The sequence below is a fragment of the Mesorhizobium sp. M1348 genome, assembly GCF_040317925.1.
Taxonomy (GTDB): Bacteria; Pseudomonadota; Alphaproteobacteria; order Rhizobiales; family Rhizobiaceae; genus Mesorhizobium.
In genome coordinates this window covers 148,199-167,836 of record NZ_JAMYLH010000001.1, presented here as the reverse complement: position 1 = coordinate 167,836, position 19,638 = coordinate 148,199, and the positions used below count along the sequence as shown (strand labels likewise).

Annotated in this window: 24 protein-coding genes; 10 read left to right on the top strand and 14 right to left on the bottom strand. The window is 63.5% G+C overall.

From position 1 onward, the window contains the following. Positions 1–42: 42 nt before the first annotated feature. From tolA to rcdA, 11 genes are all read right to left on the bottom strand, one after another. Complete coding sequence (tolA, locus tag NKH13_RS00850) at positions 43–1,200, bottom strand: cell envelope integrity protein TolA (protein ID WP_352909914.1); 1,158 nt, start codon at positions 1,198–1,200, stop codon at positions 43–45. A gap of 7 nt (positions 1,201–1,207) precedes the next feature. Next, positions 1,208–1,666 carry a protein TolR gene (gene tolR / locus NKH13_RS00845; RefSeq protein WP_352909911.1) on the bottom strand — a complete coding sequence of 153 codons (459 nt, stop codon included), beginning with the start codon at positions 1,664–1,666 and terminating at the stop codon, positions 1,208–1,210. Between the two features lie 9 nt (positions 1,667–1,675). Next, positions 1,676–2,386: a protein TolQ gene (tolQ, locus tag NKH13_RS00840; protein ID WP_352489260.1), complete on the bottom strand. Its 711-nt coding sequence runs from the start codon at positions 2,384–2,386 to the stop codon at positions 1,676–1,678. Positions 2,387–2,680: 294 nt separating this feature from the next. Next, positions 2,681–3,151: a tol-pal system-associated acyl-CoA thioesterase gene (gene ybgC / locus NKH13_RS00835; RefSeq protein WP_352909908.1), complete on the bottom strand. Its 471-nt coding sequence runs from the start codon at positions 3,149–3,151 to the stop codon at positions 2,681–2,683. 125 nt (positions 3,152–3,276) lie between these two features. Then, positions 3,277–4,317: a Holliday junction branch migration DNA helicase RuvB gene (gene ruvB / locus NKH13_RS00830; protein WP_023719611.1), complete on the bottom strand. Its 1,041-nt coding sequence runs from the start codon at positions 4,315–4,317 to the stop codon at positions 3,277–3,279. 46 nt (positions 4,318–4,363) lie between these two features. Next, positions 4,364–4,648, bottom strand: coding sequence for an AbrB/MazE/SpoVT family DNA-binding domain-containing protein (locus NKH13_RS00825; protein WP_352909906.1), 285 nt, complete (start codon positions 4,646–4,648; stop codon positions 4,364–4,366). Positions 4,649–4,688: 40 nt separating this feature from the next. Beyond that, the gene (ruvA, locus tag NKH13_RS00820; RefSeq protein WP_352522865.1) at positions 4,689–5,309 is read right to left on the bottom strand and encodes a Holliday junction branch migration protein RuvA; all 621 of its coding nucleotides are present in this window, start codon (positions 5,307–5,309) and stop codon (positions 4,689–4,691) included. 13 nt (positions 5,310–5,322) lie between these two features. Continuing rightward, entirely contained in the window at positions 5,323–5,745 is a 423-nt protein-coding gene (locus NKH13_RS00815; protein ID WP_352909905.1) for a type II toxin-antitoxin system VapC family toxin, read from the bottom strand. Next, a complete protein-coding gene (locus NKH13_RS00810) occupies positions 5,723–5,992 on the bottom strand; it encodes an AbrB/MazE/SpoVT family DNA-binding domain-containing protein (protein ID WP_352909903.1) in 270 nt (89 codons plus the stop codon). The genes NKH13_RS00815 and NKH13_RS00810 overlap by 23 nt, the downstream gene beginning before the upstream one ends. 56 nt (positions 5,993–6,048) lie before the next feature. Next, on the bottom strand, positions 6,049–6,561 hold the full coding sequence (gene ruvC / locus NKH13_RS00805) for a crossover junction endodeoxyribonuclease RuvC (RefSeq protein WP_023678004.1): 513 nt from the start codon (positions 6,559–6,561) through the stop codon (positions 6,049–6,051). Positions 6,562–6,881: 320 nt separating this feature from the next. Beyond that, positions 6,882–7,409, bottom strand: a complete 528-nt coding sequence (gene rcdA, locus NKH13_RS00800; RefSeq protein WP_352909901.1) for a protease adaptor protein RcdA — start codon at positions 7,407–7,409, stop codon at positions 6,882–6,884. Positions 7,410–7,991: 582 nt separating this feature from the next. On the opposite strand from rcdA, the gene NKH13_RS00795 reads away from it, so the two are divergent. Continuing rightward, on the top strand, positions 7,992–8,543 hold the full coding sequence (locus tag NKH13_RS00795) for a DUF2269 family protein (RefSeq protein ID WP_352465696.1): 552 nt from the start codon (positions 7,992–7,994) through the stop codon (positions 8,541–8,543). Positions 8,544–8,583: 40 nt separating this feature from the next. Here the strand turns inward: NKH13_RS00795 and NKH13_RS00790 are convergent, their stop codons facing one another. Both NKH13_RS00790 and NKH13_RS00785 read right to left on the bottom strand, forming a co-directional pair. Beyond that, positions 8,584–9,354, bottom strand: coding sequence for a sulfite exporter TauE/SafE family protein (locus NKH13_RS00790; RefSeq protein WP_352909898.1), 771 nt, complete (start codon positions 9,352–9,354; stop codon positions 8,584–8,586). A gap of 95 nt (positions 9,355–9,449) precedes the next feature. Beyond that, on the bottom strand, positions 9,450–9,899 hold the full coding sequence (locus NKH13_RS00785) for an Lrp/AsnC family transcriptional regulator (protein ID WP_352909896.1): 450 nt from the start codon (positions 9,897–9,899) through the stop codon (positions 9,450–9,452). A 133-nt stretch (positions 9,900–10,032) separates the two neighbouring features. On the opposite strand from NKH13_RS00785, the gene NKH13_RS00780 reads away from it, so the two are divergent. From NKH13_RS00780 to NKH13_RS00770, 3 genes are all read left to right on the top strand, one after another. Further along, entirely contained in the window at positions 10,033–10,917 is an 885-nt protein-coding gene (locus NKH13_RS00780) for a DMT family transporter (protein ID WP_352909895.1), read from the top strand. Between the two features lie 175 nt (positions 10,918–11,092). Beyond that, positions 11,093–11,740 (top strand): thiamine phosphate synthase, encoded by a 648-nt coding sequence (locus NKH13_RS00775; RefSeq protein ID WP_352909893.1) that lies wholly within the window; start codon positions 11,093–11,095, stop codon positions 11,738–11,740. A 1-nt stretch (position 11,741) separates the two neighbouring features. Next, positions 11,742–12,773 (top strand): tetratricopeptide repeat protein, encoded by a 1,032-nt coding sequence (locus NKH13_RS00770; RefSeq protein WP_352909890.1) that lies wholly within the window; start codon positions 11,742–11,744, stop codon positions 12,771–12,773. Between the two features lie 44 nt (positions 12,774–12,817). Here the strand turns inward: NKH13_RS00770 and NKH13_RS00765 are convergent, their stop codons facing one another. Further along, the gene (locus NKH13_RS00765) at positions 12,818–13,834 is read right to left on the bottom strand and encodes a zinc-dependent alcohol dehydrogenase family protein (RefSeq protein ID WP_352909888.1); all 1,017 of its coding nucleotides are present in this window, start codon (positions 13,832–13,834) and stop codon (positions 12,818–12,820) included. Between the two features lie 112 nt (positions 13,835–13,946). Between NKH13_RS00765 and NKH13_RS00760 the strand changes: the two genes are divergently transcribed. From NKH13_RS00760 to NKH13_RS00735, 6 genes are all read left to right on the top strand, one after another. Next, positions 13,947–14,804: a LysR family transcriptional regulator gene (locus tag NKH13_RS00760; protein WP_352909887.1), complete on the top strand. Its 858-nt coding sequence runs from the start codon at positions 13,947–13,949 to the stop codon at positions 14,802–14,804. 138 nt (positions 14,805–14,942) lie between these two features. Continuing rightward, positions 14,943–15,509 (top strand): elongation factor P, encoded by a 567-nt coding sequence (efp, locus tag NKH13_RS00755; RefSeq protein ID WP_292664037.1) that lies wholly within the window; start codon positions 14,943–14,945, stop codon positions 15,507–15,509. Between the two features lie 81 nt (positions 15,510–15,590). Then, positions 15,591–16,391, top strand: coding sequence for an inositol monophosphatase family protein (locus NKH13_RS00750; protein ID WP_352909884.1), 801 nt, complete (start codon positions 15,591–15,593; stop codon positions 16,389–16,391). A gap of 99 nt (positions 16,392–16,490) precedes the next feature. Then, a complete protein-coding gene (gene trhA, locus NKH13_RS00745; protein WP_352909881.1) occupies positions 16,491–17,198 on the top strand; it encodes a PAQR family membrane homeostasis protein TrhA in 708 nt (235 codons plus the stop codon). Between the two features lie 115 nt (positions 17,199–17,313). Then, complete coding sequence (locus tag NKH13_RS00740; RefSeq protein WP_352909878.1) at positions 17,314–18,339, top strand: MotA/TolQ/ExbB proton channel family protein; 1,026 nt, start codon at positions 17,314–17,316, stop codon at positions 18,337–18,339. Between the two features lies 1 nt (position 18,340). Then, positions 18,341–19,372, top strand: a complete 1,032-nt coding sequence (locus tag NKH13_RS00735; RefSeq protein ID WP_352909876.1) for a peptidoglycan -binding protein — start codon at positions 18,341–18,343, stop codon at positions 19,370–19,372. Positions 19,373–19,638: the final 266 nt, after the last annotated feature.

Here is a 19,638-nt window from a genome sequence, read left to right as displayed (position 1 = left end):
ATGTCTTCTCGCTTCTCTTCGCTGACTCTGTGGGCGCCGGGCCTAAAGGCCGAGCATCTCCCTGGGGTCGAAAGTGACCCGAACGTCGGACCAGATGTCTTGCTTGCCCGCGGGAACTTGCAAGCCGGCCACATCGCATTTCTGAACCGCGCGCACTGCACTTTCGTCAAACGGGCGGTTTCCGCTCGACTTTTCAACGCTCGGCCGGCCATCCAACTTGCCGGAGGCGTCCAGATTGAACCGGACCACGACGACGAAATTCTCCGAACCCTCGAGCCCTGCCGGAAGTGTCCAGCAACCACCAAGCTGGGCCTCCAATGCCCCCTGCTCCGATTTCGAAAGCTTCTGGCCCTGATCCTTCTCGCCGCCGAGCGATGCCTGCTGGGTCGAGCGCTTGGCGCCGCCCCCGGCCGGCTTCCGCTTGTCGAGCAGAGCCGAAATCTCGTCGGCGTTGAATTGCTTGTCGTCCGATTTCGGCTTGGAGGAGGCTTCCTTGACCGGCTTGTCGGCGTCCTTGCGCTCCGGTGCCTTGGCGCTTTCTGCCTGGACCGGCTGCGGCTTCGGCCGAGCCTCAGGTGCCGGGGCCGAGTCCGGAAGCTGCGCCTCCTCGGTTGGCGGTTGCTTGGCAATCGCCTCGGCGACGGCATCCGGCTTGACCTCGGGCTGCGGCTCGATCGCTGCAGTCTTGTCCTGCGGCGGCGTGGGCGTCGGCTCCTTGGCCAGCGTCGGCTTGGGCTCGGTCTGCTTGACAGGCTCGGGCTTGACCTCTTCCTTCGGCTGCGGCACCGGCGCTACCTCCGTAGCGGGAATAGGCTTCGGCTCTTCCTTCGGCTTCGGCACGTCCTCGGGCTTGGGCTTTTCGACCGGCGTCGGCGCGGGTGGCGGAGCCGCCGTCATATCGACCGGCTGGGGCTTGGGCTCCGGTGTCGGCGGCTTGTCGGTGTCGACGCTGTTATCGCCGATTTTCTGGGCGTCTGGAACGATGTCGGGACGCTGCGTCGGTAGCGGCGCCGGCTTGTCGTGCATCACAGCCTTCTTGTCGCCTTGCAGGACCTGTGCCGTCGCTTCCATCGGCACGATCTCGACCGACACCGATTCCGCATCGGACGCAGGCATCGCGGGCGGCGAGGACAACGTGAACAGCCCGAAGGCAATCGCCACCGTATGCAAGATCACCGATGTGGTGAGGCCGGTCCTCATCTTGCGTCTATTGATCCTGTTCCTGCAGTGAAACCAGGCCGATATTCTTGTAGCCGGCGGCCGAGATACGAGCCATCACCTTCATGGCCATGCCGTAGTCGGTAGATTTGTCACCTCTGATGAAAATGCGCTCGTCATAGCCGGTCTTCGAGATCGCCTGCAGCTTTGCCACCAGCTCCTCGATCGGGATCTCGGTTTCCTGGAGGTAGATCTGACCGGCCGAGTTGATGGACACGGTTATAGGCTGCGTATCGGCGTTCATCGCTTTGGCCTGGGTATCCGGCAGGTCGATCGGCACGCCGACCGTCAGCAACGGCGCCGCGACCATGAAGATGATCAGCAGCACCAGCATGACGTCGACCATCGGCGTGACGTTGATCTCCGATATCAAGGCGTGATGGCGGCCGCGCCGCCTGTGGCCGCGCCCGCCGCGTCCTCCGCCACCTGCGCTTACGGACATTCCCATGATCGTTCCTCAGGCCTTCTGCGCGACTTTTTCATCGATTTGGCGCGAGAGTATGGCGGAGAACTCATCCGCGAACCCTTCCATGCGCACCGCGATCTTGCTCGCGTCCGACGACAGCTTGTTATAGGCGATGACGGCCGGGATGGCGGCGAGCAGGCCGATGGCCGTCGCCAGCAGCGCTTCGGCGATGCCGGGCGCGACCACCGACAGGCTGGTATTCTTCGAGGCGGCGATCGCCTGGAACGAGGTCATGATGCCGATCACGGTGCCGAACAGGCCGATGAACGGCGCCGCCGAGCCGGTGGTGGCGAGGAAGCCGAGCCGCCCTTCAAGCTTTTCCATCTCGCGGGTCAACGCCAGATCCATCGCCTTGTCGATGCGGGTCTGCAGGCCGAGCGGCGATTTCGCGCCCTTCTCGAAGCTCTTCTTCCATTCGCGCATGGCGGCGACGAAGATCGCGCTCATGCCGGTCGTCTTGCGGTCGGCGAGCGTGCGGTAAAGTTCTTCCAGCGACTGTCCCGACCAGAACACCTGTTCGAAGCGATTGAGCGCCAGCCGCATGCGGGCATAGGCGACGAGCTTGTCGACGATGATCGCCCAGGTCCAGATCGAGGCGCAGAGCAGCCCTATCATGACCAGCTTGACCACCCAACCGGCCTGCATGAACAAGGCCCAAATCGATAAATGCGCGCCCGGGTCGGCGAGAGCGATGTTTTCCATGTTACGTCCTTAAAGATTTTCCGGGCGTGGCTGGCGGCTGGCCCATGGGCATCCCTTGTGATCCGTTCGCGTTAGGCTGGCGGAATAACCCCAAATGCACCGTTGGCGGCCTTTTCGGGGCAAATATTGGTGAAAGGAAGGCGCTTGGATTCTCCCAATCTTAACCAATCCCTTCATGGACCGTTATGGTTAAGGATGGGTTAGGACGTACAGCGCGGCGCATTGCCGCGCCCCGACGAGCCGCCCGGCGATCCTGGCCCCGACCGGGAGCTCGGGATCGTTGCCTCTGAACCTTTATTTGCGCGTTCTGGGCATGAAGGCTGCCACCCAATCCTTGGGAAAGCGCCGCGGCCGGCCGTTCTCGCCAACGATCGCCGCTTCGACCCGCGCCTCGACCAGCACCTCGCTGCCGCGTTTCAACTGCTGCGCCATGACGATGCGCGCACCGGAAATCTCGTCGGTGCGCGTATCGATGGTCAGGATGTCGTCCATGCGGGCCGAACCGCGGAAGTCGATCTCCATGCGCCGCACCACCCAGACTATTCTCTCGCCATGCTTGCCGTCGGCAAGCTCGGTGTGGTGGACGCCGGCCAGCCGCAGATAGTCGGAACGGCCGCGCTCGAAGAATTCGAGATAGCGCGCGTGGTAGACGACGCCGGAAAAATCGGTGTCTGCATAATAGACCCGCGCCATCAATCGATGGCCGAATTCCGTCAGCGCGCCGGAAAGCCCGGCGGACAAGGCCGATTCACCATGATCGTCCATTGCTGTCCTTTTGGCCCGACGGGCCCTGTTTTAAGCAACACCTGTTTTGCGCATAGACCGGCGATGATCAAGACCTGGAGGGCGGGGCCGGGAACTGCCAGCACCGAAGCCATAAGCAGCGGAACTTACGGCTCTTCCTGGAACAGGCTGATCTGCTGCTGCGCCAGGTCCTTCGGCGCGTCGAGGCCGAGATGCCGCCAGGCATTGGCCGCCAGCACGCGGCCGCGCGGGGTGCGCATGATGAAGCCTTGCTGGATCAGAAAGGGCTCGATGATGTCCTCGATGGCATCGCGTGGTTCGGAAAGCCCGGCGGCGATGGTTTCGATGCCGACCGGCCCGCCGCCGAAATTCCGGGCGATCATCGACAGATAGCGGCGGTCGAGTGCGTCGAGGCCGAGCCCGTCGACCTCGAGCCGCGTCAGCGCCTCGTCGGCGATCTTGCGGTCGACATGGCCGTCGCCGGCAACGCTGGCAAAGTCGCGCACCCGGCGCAACAGCCGGCCGGCGATGCGCGGCGTGCCGCGCGCCCGCCGGGCGATCTCCAAAGCACCGTCGTCGCCGAGCGGCATGGCAAGGATGCGGGCGCCGCGCCGCACGATCTGTTCCAATTCCTCGACCGAGTAGAAATTGAGCCTGACCGGGATGCCGAAGCGGTCGCGCAGCGGGTTGGTCAACAGGCCGAGCCGGGTGGTGGCGGCGACGAGGGTGAAGCGGGCCAGGTCGATCTTGACCGAACGCGCCGCCGGCCCCTCGCCGATGATCAGGTCGAGCTGGAAATCCTCCATCGCCGGATAGAGGATTTCCTCGACCGCCGGGTTGAGCCGGTGGATCTCGTCGATGAACAGCACGTCGCGGTCTTCGAGGTTGGTGAGCAGCGCTGCGAGATCGCCGGCCTTGGCGATGACCGGGCCCGAGGTCGAGCGGAAATTGACGCCGAGCTCGCGCGCCATGATTTGCGCCAGCGTCGTCTTGCCGAGGCCGGGCGGGCCAACGAACAGCACATGGTCGAGCGCTTCGCTGCGCCCCTTGGCGGCTTCGATGAACACTTTGAGATTGGCCCGCACCGCCGCCTGGCCGACGAAGTCGCCGAGCGTCTGCGGCCGCAAGGTCTGCTCGGCGTCCTCGCCGCGTTTGTCGGGAGCAATGAGGCGTGGCGAAAGACTCATGCGCATACCGCTCGAAGGAAAAAGTTCGTATCGACACGGATCAAGGTCACACGGCACCCTCTCGTTCGGCGTCTTGCTGCTCGCCAACAACATGGCGGCCTACTGCATCTCTTACCACCGCGTCGATCTGTTCCAGCGTAACGGGCCCGTCAGGTGGATCACCTAGAAATCCAGCGAGGTCGGCAAATTCGAGATTGCGCGGCGTTCCTATCAGGAGACCATCCACGACCGTCCAGGCAATAATATCGCCTGACTTGAGCGACAACTCGTACCGGACTTTCTTTGGAATCGTAAGCTGCCCCCTGGAGGTCAAGCCCGCATATCCGACCATGCTCTTGTTCCTAGTCGGAATTTATTTGTCGGGCAACGTCTCACCGTGCCAGCTCCTTCAGCCCGAAGCGGATCAGCTTCGATGCGTCCGCCTCCTCGCCTGCCGTCTTCAGCGCCGCCGCCACCGCATTGGCGGCGGTGTCGCGCGAATAGCCGAGATTGACCAGCGCCGAGACGGCATCGGTGATCGGCGCCGAGGCAACGCCTTCGCCGAGCTCCTGCTTCAGGCCGATGGTGCCCGAGGCAGTGCCCGCATAGGCCGGCGCCTTGTTCTTCAGCTCGGTGACGATGCGCTCGGCCACCTTCTTGCCGACGCCGGGCGCGCGGCTGACCATGGCGATGTCGCGCAGCGCAATCGCATTGGCGAGATCGGCCGGCGCCAGCGTCGACAGGATAGCCAGCGCCACCTTGGCGCCGACGCCTTGCACATTGTTCATCAACAGCCGGAACCACTCGCGCTCCAGCACCGACTGGAACCCATAGAGCCGCAGCATATCCTCGCGCACATAGGTCTCGATGAACAACACCACCGCCTCGCCGGGCGGCGGCAATGCGGCAAGCGTGCGCGCCGAGCAATAGGCGACGTAGCCGACGCCATGCACGTCGACGATGCAGAAATCCTCGTCGATCTCGTCCAGCGTGCCTTTTAGCTTGCCGATCATTTGAGCTTGCCGATCATGCCGGGTGGGTTTCCGGAGAGATGATATCGAGGTCCGGGAAGTAGCTGCGATAGCGCGCGGCATCGCGCGTCAGTAGCCGATGTCCCGCAATGACTGCGTGGGCGCCGATAAAGAAATCCGGCAAGGTTCGTTCGCGAATGCCGCCGGCGCGGCGATAGCGCGAGTGCGTGACACCAGCGAGGAAGGCTGCTTCCCACGGCAGGAATTCACGCTCGATCTTGAGCATGTCGGCTGCTTGGCGAAGGGCCTGCTCCGTTGCAATCAGCGGCGCGAGTTCGGACCAGACGATTGTGTTGATGACAAGCGCGCCGTCGCGCCGGCATGCGGTGATTGCCGACGCCGACCACTTCTTCTCCCGTCCGGCAGGACCCCAAACGTCGATCAGGACATCTGTGTCAATCAATGTCGAGGTCTTCACGTGGGCCCCTCAGCCATTCCATATATTCGTCCGTCGTCATGCCCCCCAGATCCAGCGTACCGGCCATACGGCCGAGCATCTGGCTGAATCTGCGCGCGGCTTCCTCCTCCGACATGTTTTCGTCGACGGCTATGACACGAGCCCCGTCCTCGGTGGGGACGAACTCCACCTCCGAGCCCGGGCCGATACCCAGATGATCCCGTATTTCCTTCGGGATGGTCACTTGGCCCTTGGTGGTAACGCGCATGGTAATACCTCGTCGGTATTACTTATTATCAGCCGGAGAACAAGTCAAGAACAAACTTATCCGGCCAGCGCCGCCATCCTGTAGGCGATGCTCTGCCGGTGATGCGCGTGACAGATGGCGATAGCCAGCGCGTCGGCGGCGTCATCGCTGTCGAAAGTCGCCTTCGGCATCAGCACCTTGACCATCATGTGGATCTGCTTCTTGTCGCCATGGCCGACGCCGATCACCGCCTTTTTGACGGCGTTTGGCGCATATTCGGCAACGACAAGGCCGGCACGCGCCGGCACCAGCATGGCGATGCCGCGTGCCTGGCCGAGTTTCAGCGTCGCAGCGGCGTCCTTGTTGACGAAAGTTTGCTCGACCGCCGCCTCGTGCGGCATCGCGGCATGCAGGATCTCGGCGAGCCCGTCATGCAACTGGCAAAGACGCACCGCCAGCGCGGCCTTGTCATCGGACCGTACCGTGCCGGAGGCGACGAAGCGCAGCGAATTGCCGAGGCTCTCGACGATGCCCCAGCCGGTGCGCCTCAGCCCCGGATCGATGCCGATGATGCGAATCGCTTCCCCCATCCGCCAAGTCTACCTTCGGCGGACAGCGATGCCAGCGAAATGTGAACAAACCAGAAACGAGGTCTGGCTACGTCCCGCAGGCTGTTTGAGAGTTCGCTCTGACGAGACAGATGGCGTGGTTTTCGGGAACCGAAGCGGAGCGGACATTTGGTCCGTGAGCCCACGCATGATCCCGAAAATCGGGTTCGATTTTCCGGTTAAGATCATGCGTAATCAAAGTGCTGCAGCGTCCTTTGCGCGTCCAAAGGACGCGCGGCGCTGCAGGTAAGCGCAGAGAACCGCGCCAGGTGTCCGTCAGAGTAGAATTATCAAGCGGCCTGTCAGCCGCGGGCGAAAGCCGTGTTCAGCAGCGTGATCTGGTCTGAGACCGGATTGACGCGACGGCTCGACGGCGGCACCTCGGCGAGGCCGCCATAGATCTCCTCGTCCATGCGGCGCACCAGCGCCTGAAGGCGCAGCGAGCGGTTGACGAGGTCGACGAAATCCGTCGGCAGCTCGGCCCAGCCGGGCGCCTCCTCGTGCGCGGAGGCGGTGTCGAGACGCACCTTGGATTTTTCGGAAGCCACCTGATCGCGGGTCATCTCGCCGGAATTCGCCGCCCGCTGCAAAAGCAGCCACGAGGCGACCTGCATCAGCCTGGTGGTCAGCCGCATCGATTCGGCCGCATAAAGCGTCGCCGCCAGCCTCGACAGCTTCTTGGCCTCGGCGCGGCCCTTGCCGTCGAGATATTCGGCCGCCTGCTCGACCAGGCCCATGCCTTCCTGATAGAGCGGCTTGAAGGATTGGGAGAAAACCCGGCGCTCCGCCAGCTTGATGGTTTTCGCGCTCGCCTTCGAAGGCTCGTTCATCGCTACGCCCCTGCACTTGCCTGACAGCCGGCCGATTCGGCTCGTGGCTGCCACATTCGGCAGCCTAAACGACTGAAGCTTGAAAATGCGCTTCGCTGCCAGCGAAGGCAAGCACATGTTTAACAAACGGTTAACGGCCGCATTTAGCCGGAAGGACGCCCATGCCGGCGCACAAAAAAAGAGCCGCGGATAAGGCGGCTCTCAGGAGTTTAACAGGGAGGCGTCAAACAAAGTGGCTCCAACCACTCGGTAAGAATCCAGATCACTGGATGGACATAGTAAACGCCTGTAAAGCTTAACGAACCCTTAACGCAGGGCATATTTTTCGATCAAGCGCCCAGCATCTGTGCCGTAACAGCACAGCTGACTGGCTACGGCGCCGTTCACACCACCGGCTGGAAAGTGGGAGCGACGCGCTTGCGCAATGGTTTCCTCCAGATGGTGACCGAGATACCGAAACAAAACGGCCCTGCGCGCGACATCGTTCCGAAACAGGCGCCGCGCTAAACGCCCGTTCCTCGCAACGAGGCGGAGCAAAACCTTGCGCTCCGGCAATCATCAAAATCTCTCAAGGAGCGAACAATGGACTGGTACTCGGCCGTTAAATTTCTGCACATCGTCTCGGCGATCCTCTGGGTCGGCGGCGGCTTCACGCTGATGCTGCTCGCGGTACGCGCCGACCGCGCTGGAAACGTCGAAGGCATGCTGCAGGCGATGCGCGCCACCGGCGAGCTCGGCAACCGGTTCTTCGCGCCGATGTCGATGCTGACATTGCTCTTCGGTCTCATCATGTGCGGCTTCTGGGTCGGCTTTTCCGATCTGTGGGTGCTGATCGGCCTTGCCGGTTATGCGACGACCTTCTGCATCGGCATGTTCGTATTCAAGCCGACGGCCGACCGCATGGCGGGCATGATCGCCAAGGATGGCGTGACGCCGGCAGTGCTTGCCCAGGGCCAGCGCGTCCTCAATGCCGCGCGCTTCGACTATTCGGTGATGCTGGTGATCATCGCGGACATGGTGCTGAAGCCGACGCTGCACGACATCACCATTCTTGGCTGCATGGCGTTCGTGCTGGCTACCGGCGCCGCGCTCGCGCTTGGCAGGACGCGGCCGCTGCTGCCGAGTGCCGCCTGAGGCTTAAGGGATCCGGCGGCGGCCGACAGGGGCCGCCGTCTTACAGAAGGCCGGCTATGCCGTCCCACAGAAGCTTGACCGCGACGACCGCCACGGTCGCATAGGTAAAGGGATAGAACAGCTCCGGCCGCATCCGCCGCACCAGCCAGGCGCCGGCGATTGTCGACAGCGGCGCCAGTGGCATCAGCACCGCCGACGCGGTCAAATTGGTGGTGTCGAACTGGCCGAGCGCGAAATAAGGGATGAGCTTCAGCGCATTGGTAACGGCGAAAAAGATCGCCGCGGTGCCCGACAGCACCTTCGGATCGAGCCTGATCGGCAAGGCGTAGACCTGAAAAGGCGGTCCGCCGACATGGGCGACGAAGCTGGTGAACCCGGCAACAGTACCCCAGCAGCCGGCGGCGACGCGGTTGGGCTCCGCCGCGTGGCCGGCACCGTGGCGGAGTTGCAAATAGAGCCAGCGCAGCACGAAGATCAAGGCAACCGCGCCGACGATCAGCCGCACCATCTCTTCGGTTACAAGTGCCGCCGTCAGCCAGCCAAGGGCAATGCCGATCACGGCACCCGGCATCATGTCGGCCAGCATCTTGCGGTCGAAGATGCCCCACCATGTCCACACCGAGACAATGTCCATCAGGCACAGAATTGGCAAAAGGATTGCGGCAGCCTGAACCGGCGGCATGGTCAGCGCCATCAATGGCACGCCGACAAAGCCGACGGCGCCGCCGAAGCCGCCTTTCGACAGGCCGACGAGGATGACGGCCGGAATGGCCGCGGCATAGAACCAGGGATCGACGAGCAGACCTGACATGGGGAAGGGACGCTGGAGGGAAAGCTGAACTCTGGAATAGACCAGAAATGGCCAGACCGCGACCGCAAATATGTGGGCCAGGCCACCGAAACCCGTCACATGTTTGGCATGTCGAGCGGCGGCGGGCGTCTCCGGATCGGCTGCGCCTTGATGATGGCGGTGCTGGTTTCGGCCTTGTCGGCGATGCGGTCGAGAACCCCGTCGAGCTCGCCGATCGAGCGGACGAACAGCCGGGCAACGAAGCAGTCATCGCCCGTCACCTTGTCGCATTCGCCGAATTCCGGGATTTCCTCGATCAGCTTCTGGACGATGTGCAGCTTGCCCGGCAATGGCCGGATGCGAACGATCGCCTGCAAGGCGTAGCCGAGCGCTTGCGGATCGATATCGATGGTGAAAGCGCGGATGACGCCGCGATCCTCAAGCCGCCGAAGCCGCTCCGAAACGCTTGGCGACGACAACCCGACCTGCAGCGCCAGTTCCTTCAGCGAAGTCCGTGAATCCTTGACCAGGATATCGAGGAGCTTTCTGTCGAGCTCGTCCAGCATTTTACAATTCCAAGAAAAAGCCGATGTTTACCTAATTTAATGAGGTTGGTTCTGCATATCACCGGCAACAAGTCATGGAAAGGCCCGATCCGCCATGGGATTATAAAATCTCAACAGAGTTTCGGGAGCATCCATGGACAATACGGTACGCGGCACGATCGAAATGACGGCGGCGATGGCGATCCTCGGCACGATCGGCTGGTTCGTCGTCCTTTCCGGCCAGCCCATCATGGACGTGGTGTTCTGGCGCTGCGCCTTCGGTGCGGTAACGCTGCTGGTCATCTGCACGGCGCTGGGACTGCTGCGCGGCAGGCTGTCGCTTCGCATCGTCGCGATCGCGGCTCTCGGCGGTGCTGCCATCGTTATCAACTGGCTGCTGCTGTTCAGCGCGTTTTCGCGTGCCTCGATCTCGATCGCCACGGCTGTCTACAACACGCAGCCCTTCATGCTGGTCGGGTTTGGCGCGCTCTTCTTCTCCGAACGGCTGACGATGACCAAGCTGACCTGGCTCGGCATCGCCTTCGCCGGCATGCTGCTGATCGTGCAGGCCGCGCCCGATGCAGGCGATCATGGTACGGATTACTTTACCGGCATTGCGATGGCGCTGGCCGCGGCTTTCTTCTGGGCCGTTGCGGCTATCGTCACCAAGAAACTCAAAGGCACGCCGCCGCACCTGATCGCCCTGATCCAGGTCTGCATCGGCGTCGTCATGCTGGCACCCTTCGCCAATCTCACCCACCTTCCCGTCGATGCGCGGAGCTGGGTAATGCTGGCGACGCTCGGCATCGTCCATACCGGTCTGATGTACATCCTCATGTACGGCGCCATCCAGAAGCTGCCGACGCATCTGCAGGGATCGCTGTCCTTCATCTACCCCGTCGTCGCCATCCTCGTCGACGTCGTCGCCTTCGGCCATCGGCTGCATCCGGCGCAGATCGTCGGCGGCGCCGCGATCCTGGTCGCCGCTGCCGGCATGAATCTCGGCTGGTCGCTGTGGAAATCGAAGGTGCCTGCGTAGGGCCGCAAGCGGCCAGGCGAGGAGAATTTCGGCCAGCGGCAGCCATACGCCGAGCCCCGATAGAATGTTGACGGCAATCGTGATCCCCCTGCCGCCTGTTCAATCCCCGCACTTTGCTCTATGCCGCAATGCAACCATCTTCGCCCGGCATAGGCGATAACCGGGATCGAATTCAATGAATGACGCAACGCCGCCCAACCGCTGCCGTATCGTGCTGATCGCGCCGCCGAACGTGCCTGCCGAGCGCATCGCCGCGGCCTTCGACGGCGGTGACGTCGCCTCGCTCATCCTGCCGGAAAACGGTATGGACGAGGCCGCCTTCCAGGCCTTTGCCGAACAGATCGTGCCGGTGGCGCAAGCGGCCGGCATTGCCGTCATCATTGCTGGCGACACCCGCATCGCCGGCCGCGTCCAGGCCGATGGCATCCATGTCGAGGTCGGCAAGGACGAGCTCGCTGAAACGATCGAACACTTCCAGGCCAGGATGATGGTCGGCACCGGCGGCGCCAAGACCCGCGACGATGCGCTGGAACTCGGCGAGGTCAGGCCTGATTACATTTTCTTCGGCCGCTTCGGTTACGACAACAAGCCTGAGCCGCACCCCCGCAACCTGTCGCTCGGGCAATGGTGGGCGGACGTGATCCAGATCCCTTGCATCGTCATGGCCGGATCCGATCTTGCCTCGGTGGAAGCGGTCGCCGCCACCGGCGCCGAATTCGTGGCGCTGTCCAGCGCCGTCTTCGCCGACGGCGCCGATCCGAAGATGGCGGTCGCCGCCGCCAACGCGCTGCTCGACGAAACCGCGCCGCGCTTCGAGGACTGACGTGCGCTCGCGGACAATCCTTTTCAGCGCCTTTCTTGCAACGGCCGTGACGCAGGCGATAGCGGCGGAACCCGTTCCGCTGCCGCAGCCCAGGCCGGATTCCAGCGAACCTGCCGATAAGCCGATCGCCGCACAATTGCCGCAGCCCGCCACCACCGCCCCGTTGCCGTCGGCCGACACCATCAACCCCGACCGCTTCGGCGCAAAGCCGTCCGACGCCGCCTACGGCGCCTTTCAGCGCGGGCTCTACAAGACGGCCTACAATCTTGCGCTTTCCCGCGCTCAAAACGGCGATCCGGCGGCACAGACGCTGGTGGCCGAGATACTGTCGCGCGGCCTCGGCGTGCCGGTCGACGCGGCAGGGGCGGCGAAGTGGTATGCGCTTGCCGCCGAGCAGGGCGTCCCGGAATCGCAATTCCAGTATGCGCTGATGCTGCTCGACGGCCGCTACGTCAAAAAGGACGAGAAGGAAGCCTATGCGCTGATGCAGGCCGCCGCCGAGGCCGGCAACCGCCTGGCGCAGTTCAATTTTGCGCAGCTGATGGTCGAACAGGAGCCCGGCGATGCCGGTATTGCCAAAGCCGTATCCTATTACGAGCGCGCTGCCGCGACCGGGCTTGCCGACGCACAATATGCGATGGCACAGGTCTACGCCAATGGCGCCGGCGGCAAGCCGCGCGACGATGTCCGCGCCCGCGGCCTGCTGGCACAGGCCGCGCGGCAGAACTACGACACGGCACAGATCGATCTCGCCACCTGGATGATCGAGGGACGCGGCGGCGTCCGCGACCTGAAATCCGGCTTCAACTGGATGAAACAGGCCGCAGAAGGCGGCAATGTCGCCGCCCAGAACCGTCTCGCCAAGCTCTACATGAACGGCATCGGCACCGATCCGGATCTGATCCTCGCCGGCGCCTGGTATGTTGTCGCCCGCCGCGCCGGGCTCATCGACCAAGAGATGGACGATTTCCTGCAGGGCCTGACCGACGAGCAGACGCAGCAGGCGCTGCAACGGGCCAACCGCCTGCCCTGATCGCGATCTCGCGATTCATTGCGCCCCGGGCTCGTCAGACGGGCTCATTGCGTATGATCGAGCACGACCTTGCCGAAGGGCGAGCCGTGCTCAAGGTACCGAAAGGCTTCGGCGGCCTGGCTCCACGGCACGACCCGGTCGATCACCGGTCTCAATCGGTTGACGACAATGGCGCGGTTCATCGCCTCGAAGGATTCGCGTGAGCCCACCGGTATGCCTCGCGCCCTAACCTGCCGGCGGAAGATGTCGAGCGGGTTGATGGCGCCGTCACTGCCGCCGAGATAGCCGATGACGTTGATCTGGGCGCCGCGAGCCGCTGCCCCCAGCGATTGTGCAAAACTCTGCGGTCCGCCAACCTCGATGATATGGTCGGCGCCGCGGCCATCCGTCAATCCCAGCACGGCCGATGCCCAATCGGGGACGCTGCGATAGTTCACGCCATCCTGCGCGCCAAGTTGCTTTGCCCGCGCGAGCTTCTCGTCGCTGCTCGACGTCACGATGACGCGCGCCCCGGCAGCGGCGGCGAACTGCACCGCAAACAGTGAAACGCCGCCGGTGCCGAGGCAAAGCACGGTGTCGCCGGGTTTGACGCTGCCCTCAGTAAACAGCGCGTGCCATGCCGTCACGCCGGCGCATGGCAGGGTCGCCGCCTCGAGGTCGCTCAGATTGGCCGGCGCCAGCACCGCCGCCTGTTCGTCAAGCCGGGCAAATTCGCTGAGCAGCCCGTCGATCGGGCCGCCACGTTGATAGGAGGGCTCGGCCATGGCGAAACTGCCACCGACCCAGCGCTGCCAGAACGTGCCGCAGACCCGGTCGCCGATCTTGAACCGGCTGACCTCGGCGCCGATGGCAATGACTTCGCCGACGCCGTCCGACAGCGGCACCAGCGGGAATGCAAACTTCGTGTGATAGCTGCCGCGGACGATCTCGGCATCGCGGTAGTTCAGCGCCGTCGCCTTGACCTTCACAATCATCTCCTGGCGCCCTGGTTCAGGCATCGGCCGCTCGACCATTCTGAGGTTCTCGAGGCCGCCCGGGCTCTGCAATTCGATCGCTTTCATCGTCGTTCCTTTCCGGCTGGGTCCTGCCGGAGGAAAATCGCTTGCCATCCACCGAATTTCAAATTCATAATGTTCAGGATAATTATGCTTCTATGACATGTTCGGGGGTGTCGTGCTTGAAGAATTGAAAACACTGGCCCTCTTTGCCGAGGAGGGTTCGATTCAGAAGGTGGCGCAACGCCTGCCGTTGACGCAGCCGGCCGTCACCCGCCAGATTCAGCGGCTGGAGGAGATGCTCGGCACGGAATTGCTCGACCGCCGGCTAAAGCCGTCGCGACTGACCCCGGCCGGCGTAGAGGTGCTGGCACGCGGCAAGGACATTCTCGCCGCCGTCGACGCGCTGAAATCATTCGCCAAGGGCGACGAGCCGGAGGGCCTGCTGCGGCTCGGCCTCGCGCATGGACTTTGCGACAAAGCCGTGGCCGCCGCTATTGCTGATGCCGTGGCGCGGTTTCCGAAGATCTCGCTACGTCTGAAGAGCGGCTGGAGTCTTGAGCTGGCCGACCAGCACAAGCGCGGACAGCTCGACCTCGCCTTCATCCTGGACGGAGGCAATTCCAAAACTGGCGACGGCGTTGTCGGAACCGAGCCCCTCGGCATCATCGCTGCCGAAAACACCGGCCGGCAAGCCGACGTCAAGACCATGCCCTGGGTCCTCAGCCCTGAGCCTTGCGACGCGCGCGGGCGGCTGGCGGCTGCCCTTGCCGAGGGCGGCCACAGGTTGATGGTGGGGGCCGAGATTCAGGACAGCGCGCTGCAGATCGACTGGGTTCGTCGAGGCCAAGGCCTTGGTCTGCTACCCACGCGGCTGCTGCGGGAAAAGCTGCCGGAGGGCATTGCCCTGGTCGACGCTCCCGGCCTCGAGCTGGCGCTGCGAATTGTCGTCCTGCGTTCGCCGCACCTGCATCTTTTGACAGAGGTCGCCGACGCAGTGACCGAGGCCGTCACCGCGACTGTCAGGACGGACTAAAGCTGCCGCGCCGCGCTGCCGGGCCAGCTTCGTTCCCGCTTCATCGGAAGGCGCTCCTTGCCTCTGCTGGCGATTTGTGGTCTTGGAGGCGCCAAATTGCCCTTTGCGGCGATCATCTCATTTCCGGATCACCTCACCATGGCCAAGATCAATGGCAACGAAATCCGTCCCGGCAACGTCATCGAGCATGATGGCGGCCTTTGGGTGGCGGTCAGGACCAACACCGTCAAGCCCGGCAAGGGCGGCGCCTACAACCAGGTCGAACTCAAGAACCTGATCAACGGCACCAAGCTCAACGAGCGCTTCCGTTCGGCCGAGACGGTCGAGCAGATCCGACTCGATCTGAAGGATTTTTCCTTCCTCTACGAGCAGGGCGACGCGCTGGTGTTCATGGACACCGAAAGCTACGAGCAGCTCGAATTGCAAAAGGAGTTCGTCGGCGATCGCGCCGCCTTCCTGCAGGACGGCATGATGGTGACGGTCCAGCTCTATGATGAAAGGCCGATCGGCATTTCGCTGCCCGACCAGGTGACGCTGACCATCACCGAGGCCGACCCGGTGGTGAAGGGCCAGACGGCAGCCTCGTCCTACAAGCCGGCGATACTCGAAAACGGCATCCGCGTGCTGGTGCCGCCGTTCATCGGCTCGGGCGAGCGCATCATCGTCGATACCAACGAAATCACTTACGTACGCCGCGCCGACTAAGGCATGATCCCAAAGAGTGGCAGACTTTTTGGATAAGATCATGGGTCAAGGCAAATAGGCGCAGCGACAGGAAGAACAGCAATGGCGCGTTCCGCGATCCTCAATGTCATGGTCCAGGCCGCAATGAAGGCCGGCCGCTCGCTGTCGCGTGACTTCGGCGAAGTGCAGAACCTGCAGGTCTCGATGAAAGGGCCGGGCGACTATGTCAGCCAGGCCGACCGCAAGGCCGAAGACATCGTCTTTGCCGAACTGTCCAAGGCGCGGCCCGGCTACGCGTTCCTGATGGAGGAACGCGGCGTGATCGAGGGCGACGACGGCCAGCACCGCTGGATCGTCGACCCGCTCGACGGCACCACCAATTTCCTGCACGGCATTCCGCTCTTTGCCGTTTCGATCGCGCTGGAGCGCCAAGGCCAGATCGTCGCCGGCGTCGTCTACAATCCGGCGATGGATGAACTCTATACCGCCGAGCGCGGCGGCGGCGCTTTCATGAACGACCGCCGGCTGCGCGTTGCCGGCCGCACCAAGCTGGTCGACGCGGTGATCGGCTGCGGCATGCCGCATCTCGGGCGTGGCCAGCACGGCAATTTCCTTGTCGAGTTGCGCAATGTCATGGCCGAGGTCTCGGGCGTGCGCAGCCTCGGCTCCGCCTCGCTCGATCTCGCCTACGTCGCTGCCGGCCGCATGGACGGCTTTTGGGAAATCGGCCTGTCGGCCTGGGACATTGCCGCCGGCATTTTGCTGATCCGCGAGGCGGGCGGCTTCGTCTCCGATTTCGCCGGCGGCCAGGAGATGCTGACCGCCGGTTCGGTCGTTGCCGGCAACGAACTCATGCAGCGCGCGCTGTTGAAGACGGTGAAGAAGCCACTCCCAGTGCGCTGATGTAGTCGCGCCGCGCTGAAGCGCCGCAGTCGCAAAACCGCAACCAAAGCTTGAAATACTATCCCGCGGCCGCCCAGATAAGGCGACGCAGGATCATCGATGACGAACAGCCGGCCCACGTCCCAGAGCGAATTACCCCAGTTCGACATCCCCTTCATGGGGCGCTGGCATTACTCGCGCGCCGAGATCATCGCCGACGGTATCGTCCACGCCGTGGGCATCGTGCTGGCGATCGCTGCCGGCTCGACGCTGCTGGCACTGGCCGCCTATCGAACCGGCCCCGGCGAATATGTCGCCGCCGCATTCTATGTGGTCTCGCTGCTCACCGTGCTGTCGATTTCGCTGGCCTATAATCTCTGGCCGGTATCGTCGCCGGCGAAATGGATATTGCGGCGCTTCGACCATGCGGCGATCTACCTGCTGATCGCGGCGACCTACACGCCTTTCCTGGCCCAGCTCGGCGGCTCGCCGCTGGCCGTTTCGATGATCGTCCTGGTCTGGATCGCCGCGGCGGTCGGCATCGCCATCAAGGTCTTTCTTCCCGGCCGTTTCGACCGACTGGCGATCGTCTTCTATCTAGCTATCGGCTGGAGCGGCATCGTTCTGGTGGAGCCGCTCGTGCGGACGCTGCCGGCGACATCGATCGCGCTCATCGTTGCCGGCGGCATCGTCTATTCCTGCGGCGTGATCTTCTTCGCCTGGAAGGGCCTGCGCTTCCACAATGCGCTGTGGCATGGCTTTGTCGTCACCGGCGCCGGCCTGCATCTGGCCGCCATGGTCGACTGCCTGGTCATCAACCGGCTTTGACCTCCGGTCGCGGACAGTGGCAATATTGCCAAGCGCCATTCAATTTCGTCACAATTCCGTTTAGAGTCGCAAACACAAATTGATCGGCGGCGACGGCATCGGAAACGGGGCACGGATGACTCTTCTCAGATCCTTCGGCATGGGCAGGCGCTCCGACGTTCTGATCTACGATCCGCACAAATTGTCGAGCCCGCAGGTGTTTCTGCTGACCATGGTGATCTTTCTATTCATCGTGGCCTTTATCGCCGCCATCCTGACCCGCCAGATCTCGACGGCCTTCATCACCAATCCCGGCCTCAACGGCCTGATCATCGGCGTGCTGGCGGTCGGCATCCTGTTGGCCTTCGTCCAGGTCGGCCGGCTGTTCCGCGAGGTGCGCTGGGTCAACTCGTTCCGCGCCGGTTCCGAAACCACCGAACCGGTGCTGCTGGCGCCGATGAAGGCGATGATCGGTCGCTCGTCGACGATTGCCTTCTCGACCAGTTCGATGCGCACCATGCTGGATTCGATCGCCACCCGCCTCGACGAAAGCCGCGACACGTCGCGCTACCTTGTCGGACTGCTGGTGTTCCTCGGCCTGCTCGGCACCTTCTGGGGCCTGCTCAACACGATCGGCTCGATCCGCGAAACCATCGAGTCGCTCGATCCCGGCACCGGCGATGCCGCCGCCGTGCTCGAATCCCTGAAGCAGGGGCTTTCCGCTCCGTTGGCCGGCATGGGCACCGCCTTCTCGTCCTCGCTGTTCGGCCTGTCCGGCTCGCTGGTGCTCGGCTTCCTCGACCTGCAGGCCGGCCGCGCCCAGACGCGCTTCTATACCGAACTCGAAAACTGGCTGTCCTCGGTCACCGACCTGTCCTCCGACATCGTCGTTGCCGACGCGGCCAAGACCGAACCCTCCGAGGAAATCCGGCTGTTGTCGGAAAAGCTGCGCACCCTGCAGGAGAATGGCGGCGGCTCCAATCCGCGCGTCGCCACCGCCATGGCCAATCTCGCCGACGGCATTTCCGGCCTGGTCAAGAACATGCGCTCGGAACAGCAGATCATGCGCGACTGGGTCGAGGCCCAGTCCGACGAGCAGAGGGCGATGCGCAACACCTTGGAGAAGATCGCCGACGCCTTGAAGAAGACTGGAGTGCATTGACGTGGCGTTGGCACGAGGCCGGCGCTCCGACCGCCGCATCGATTACTGGCCGGGCTTCGTCGATGCGCTGTCGACGCTGCTGTTGTCGATCATGTTCCTGCTCACGGTTTTCGTGCTGGCGCAGTTCCTGCTCGGCCGCGAGATCTCCGGCAAGGACACGGTGCTCAACCGCCTCAACTCGCAGATCAACGAGTTGACCCAGCTTCTGGCGCTGGAGCGCTCGACGACGCAGGACAAGGAAGACACCCTTGCCAATTTGCAGGCATCGCTGTCTGCGTCGGAGGCGGAAAAGAGCCGGCTCGAGCAATTGCTGGCGCAAGGCGCCGGTGCCGGCGATGCCGCCAACCAGCGCGCAACGGCCCTTTCCGGCGAGCTCGACAGCCAGCGCCAGATCAGCCAGCAGGCGCTGAGCCAGGTCGAGATCCTCAACCAGCAGATTTCGGCGCTGCGCAAGCAGATCGCAGCGCTCGAACAAGCGCTCGACGTGTCCGAAACGCGCGACCGCGAATCCAACACCAAGATCGCCGATCTCGGCCGCCGCCTCAACGTCGCACTGGCGCAACGCGTGCAGGAGCTGAACCGTTACCGCTCCGATTTCTTCGGCCGCTTGCGTGAAATTCTCGCCGACCGCGAGAACATCCGCATCGTCGGCGACCGCTTCGTCTTCCAGTCGGAAGTGCTTTTCCCGACCGGCTCCGAAGTGATCAACGATGCCGGCAAGGTCGAGATGAAGAAGCTCGCCGATGCCATCATCGAATTGCAAAAGGAGATCCCGCCGGAGATCAACTGGGTGCTGCGCGTCGACGGCCACACCGACAACAAGCCGCTCTCCGGCACCGGCCGCTACCGCGACAATTGGGAATTGTCGACGGCGCGCTCGACATCGGTGGTCAAGTTCCTGATCGAGAACGGTGTGCCGGCCAACCGGCTGGTCGCGGCCGGCTTCGGCGAATTCCAGCCGCTCGACCCCGCCGATACCGAAGAGGCGCGCAACAAGAACCGCCGCATCGAGTTGAAGCTGACCGAGCGGTGATCCGCAAGCCTTTGGCTTGCGCCATGCTCCGGATCGGGGCCGGCCGGAGCGGCGGGGCCATCTAGGGCACCGGCGCGGCGCCGGCAAGGCCCGAAGAAATTACCTTTTTTTGATTACAATTTGCCGCGACGCGTCACTAGCTGTTGGCAAGGGGCCGGGAACCGCCGGCGATGCCTCCCTCATCGCGACGCGACGGAACCTGACGGCCCGCGGCCGGAAGGCAGGGCCCTCCCAACCACCGCCTTCCCCAGTAAAGGAGACGCAAC

What these genes read in the sequence shown, in the direction of transcription:
- NKH13_RS00810 (WP_352909903.1), bottom strand. Translation starts at nt 5,992, where the DNA reads ATGCGCGTTACCACCAAGGGCCAAGTGACCATCCCGAAGGAAATACGG.
- NKH13_RS00795 (WP_352465696.1), top strand. Translation starts at nt 7,992, where the DNA reads ATGGACTGGTACTCGGCCGTTAAATTTCTGCACATCGTCTCGGCGATC.
- NKH13_RS00765 (WP_352909888.1), bottom strand. Translation starts at nt 13,834, where the DNA reads ATGAAAGCGATCGAATTGCAGAGCCCGGGCGGCCTCGAGAACCTCAGA.
- tolQ (WP_352489260.1), bottom strand. Translation starts at nt 2,386, where the DNA reads ATGGAAAACATCGCTCTCGCCGACCCGGGCGCGCATTTATCGATTTGG.
- ruvB (WP_023719611.1), bottom strand. Translation starts at nt 4,317, where the DNA reads ATGAGTCTTTCGCCACGCCTCATTGCTCCCGACAAACGCGGCGAGGAC.
- NKH13_RS00740 (WP_352909878.1), top strand. Translation starts at nt 17,314, where the DNA reads ATGACTCTTCTCAGATCCTTCGGCATGGGCAGGCGCTCCGACGTTCTG.
- NKH13_RS00825 (WP_352909906.1), bottom strand. Translation starts at nt 4,648, where the DNA reads ATGGTCGGATATGCGGGCTTGACCTCCAGGGGGCAGCTTACGATTCCA.
- tolR (WP_352909911.1), bottom strand. Translation starts at nt 1,666, where the DNA reads ATGGGAATGTCCGTAAGCGCAGGTGGCGGAGGACGCGGCGGGCGCGGC.
- efp (WP_292664037.1), top strand. Translation starts at nt 14,943, where the DNA reads ATGGCCAAGATCAATGGCAACGAAATCCGTCCCGGCAACGTCATCGAG.
- tolA (WP_352909914.1), bottom strand. Translation starts at nt 1,200, where the DNA reads ATGAGGACCGGCCTCACCACATCGGTGATCTTGCATACGGTGGCGATT.
- NKH13_RS00780 (WP_352909895.1), top strand. Translation starts at nt 10,033, where the DNA reads ATGGACAATACGGTACGCGGCACGATCGAAATGACGGCGGCGATGGCG.
- ruvA (WP_352522865.1), bottom strand. Translation starts at nt 5,309, where the DNA reads ATGATCGGCAAGCTAAAAGGCACGCTGGACGAGATCGACGAGGATTTC.
- rcdA (WP_352909901.1), bottom strand. Translation starts at nt 7,409, where the DNA reads ATGAACGAGCCTTCGAAGGCGAGCGCGAAAACCATCAAGCTGGCGGAG.
- NKH13_RS00775 (WP_352909893.1), top strand. Translation starts at nt 11,093, where the DNA reads ATGAATGACGCAACGCCGCCCAACCGCTGCCGTATCGTGCTGATCGCG.
- NKH13_RS00785 (WP_352909896.1), bottom strand. Translation starts at nt 9,899, where the DNA reads ATGCTGGACGAGCTCGACAGAAAGCTCCTCGATATCCTGGTCAAGGAT.
- NKH13_RS00750 (WP_352909884.1), top strand. Translation starts at nt 15,591, where the DNA reads ATGGCGCGTTCCGCGATCCTCAATGTCATGGTCCAGGCCGCAATGAAG.
- NKH13_RS00790 (WP_352909898.1), bottom strand. Translation starts at nt 9,354, where the DNA reads ATGTCAGGTCTGCTCGTCGATCCCTGGTTCTATGCCGCGGCCATTCCG.
- trhA (WP_352909881.1), top strand. Translation starts at nt 16,491, where the DNA reads ATGACGAACAGCCGGCCCACGTCCCAGAGCGAATTACCCCAGTTCGAC.
- ybgC (WP_352909908.1), bottom strand. Translation starts at nt 3,151, where the DNA reads ATGGACGATCATGGTGAATCGGCCTTGTCCGCCGGGCTTTCCGGCGCG.
- ruvC (WP_023678004.1), bottom strand. Translation starts at nt 6,561, where the DNA reads ATGGGGGAAGCGATTCGCATCATCGGCATCGATCCGGGGCTGAGGCGC.